1 protein-coding gene is annotated in these 1,854 nt (G+C 68.8%); it reads right to left on the bottom strand.

What is annotated here, in order from left to right; genetic code table 11:
• Positions 1–325: 325 nt before the first annotated feature.
• On the bottom strand, positions 326–1,846 hold the full coding sequence (locus AC1VAN_RS20510; RefSeq protein ID WP_480986602.1) for a VWA domain-containing protein: 1,521 nt from the start codon (positions 1,844–1,846) through the stop codon (positions 326–328).
• Positions 1,847–1,854 lie beyond the last annotated feature (8 nt).

Here is a 1,854-nt window from a genome sequence, read left to right as displayed (position 1 = left end):
GCTCTACCACTGAGCTACTGCCGCGTTGCCGTGGCAGGCGGGAGTCGAACCCGCGACCTGGAGCTTAAGGGGCTGTAGTTCCTCCGGCATTCGCGCTGCCGGCATTGAAGCGGTGGCACCGTTGCCGGTGCCGTTTGAAAAGGTGCGGTGACAAGGGAGGTGGAACGTCTGCTTCCTCACGACAGGCAGGAAACGCGGGACTCGAACCCGACCCCGAAGGGACAACCAATGTAGTTCCACCAGCATTCACCGCGAAAACGAATTCCTGGCCCTGCCCGGCTGGCCCCATTGCCAGCCGGGCGGTCCGTGCGGCCTCCCTGCCGCCTTACAACGCCATGTCCTGGATGCGCTCGACCCAGCTGCTGCCGTCCTCGGCCGCAGCGGCGTACTGCGCCATCAGGTCGAACACCGCATCGCTGAAGCCACCGATGTGCAGCACGTCACCGCGCTGCACGGTCTGGCTGCTGGCCACCGGCTGCAGGTCGATGCACACCAGCCGCGCCTGTGGGCAGCGACGCTTCAACGCATCCCACTGCAGCATCGTGGCCGTCTGGCCGCCCTGGCGGGTGTCACGCCAACTCTCGTTGTCCGACACCAGCACCACCAGGTCCACCGGCTCGCGCCGCAGGTTGAGGTAGTGCAGCGGCGCGCTGACCGACGTACCACCGCCGTTGATGGCCAGCTGGCGGGCCAACGTCATCACGCTGTCGCGCGGGTTCAGGCGCACGTGGCGCACCTCGGTATCGAACGGCAACACCTTGGCCTGCGGCTGGCCGCGCAGCACGCAGGCTGCAACCAGCGCCGCCACGTCCACGCAGCGCGCCGCCGTGCTGGAGCCCTTGCGGTAGCCGGTTACCGGCGACTGCATGGAACCGGACACGTCCACCGCCACCACCACCCGCCCGGGCAATGCCGGGGCCGACGCCGTGGCGATCTCCATCGCGTCCTGCAACGCTTCCAGGATCGGCGTCGGCAAGCCACCGCCGGCGTGGAAGGCCATCAGCAGCTGGTAGGGCAGTACGCGGGCACGACGCACCTGCTGCGGATCACGCAGGCGCTCTGCGATCACCTGCACCATCGCCGGATCGTCGAACACGCCATGGCGGGCGAACGTGTTGAGGTTCATCCGCATCGACTGCCACGATGCATTGCGGGCCAGTGCCGACCACTGCGCCGCGTCCAGCGGCAGCGTGCTGTAGTACTGGAACGGCAGGTCCGGCGGCAGTCCGCGCGGGTCACGCTTGAACGCCTCGTACGCCCGCACCACTGCCGGCAGCTGCGCCTCGTCGTAGGGACGACCGATGATCCATGCATACAGCGCCTTGCGCTCGGCGTTGGCCGGCTTCGGGTGCACCATGCGGATCACATCGGCCAGCGACGGCTGCTGGCCGATCGCCGCACGCACCAGCGTTTCCGCCGACGCCTGCTGGATCCACTCACGCACCCTGCGCTTGGGCAGCGAGCCCAGCGAGCGGCGCCCCACCTGGCCGCTGCGCATGATCTGCACGAAGGTGCGCAGCTGGCGGCCGTTGTCGATCACCCGCGGGAAAACCAGGGCGAACGCCTCCGGGTCGCGCAGGCTCAGCACCGCCAGCAGCAGCGCCGGCATGTCCTTCATGTGTGCGACCTGGCGGGCGTACAGGGCGGTACGGGCGATGAAGCGCGGCTCGACCTGCGCGGTCAGCGCCAGCACCTGCTGCAGCTGTGCCTCGGCGTCGCTGTAGAAGGTGTTGTTCAGGCACCCGGTGGCCGCATACAGCGCCAGCGCGGCACGCGGGTCGCGGCGGTAGGCCAGGCCACCGGCTTCATTGACGGTGTCTGCCTGCGGCGGCTGCGGCGTGCGCATCCAGGAGA

The sequence above is a fragment of the Stenotrophomonas sp. 05L44_2 genome (assembly GCF_056665995.1).
The sequence above is the reverse complement of the archived record's forward strand: the minus strand, read 5'-3'. Positions and strand labels throughout refer to the sequence as shown.

Coding starts and splice junctions, on each gene's coding strand:
- AC1VAN_RS20510 (WP_480986602.1), bottom strand. CDS start 1,846: ATGCGCACGCCGCAGCCGCCGCAGGCAGACACCGTCAATGAAGCCGGT.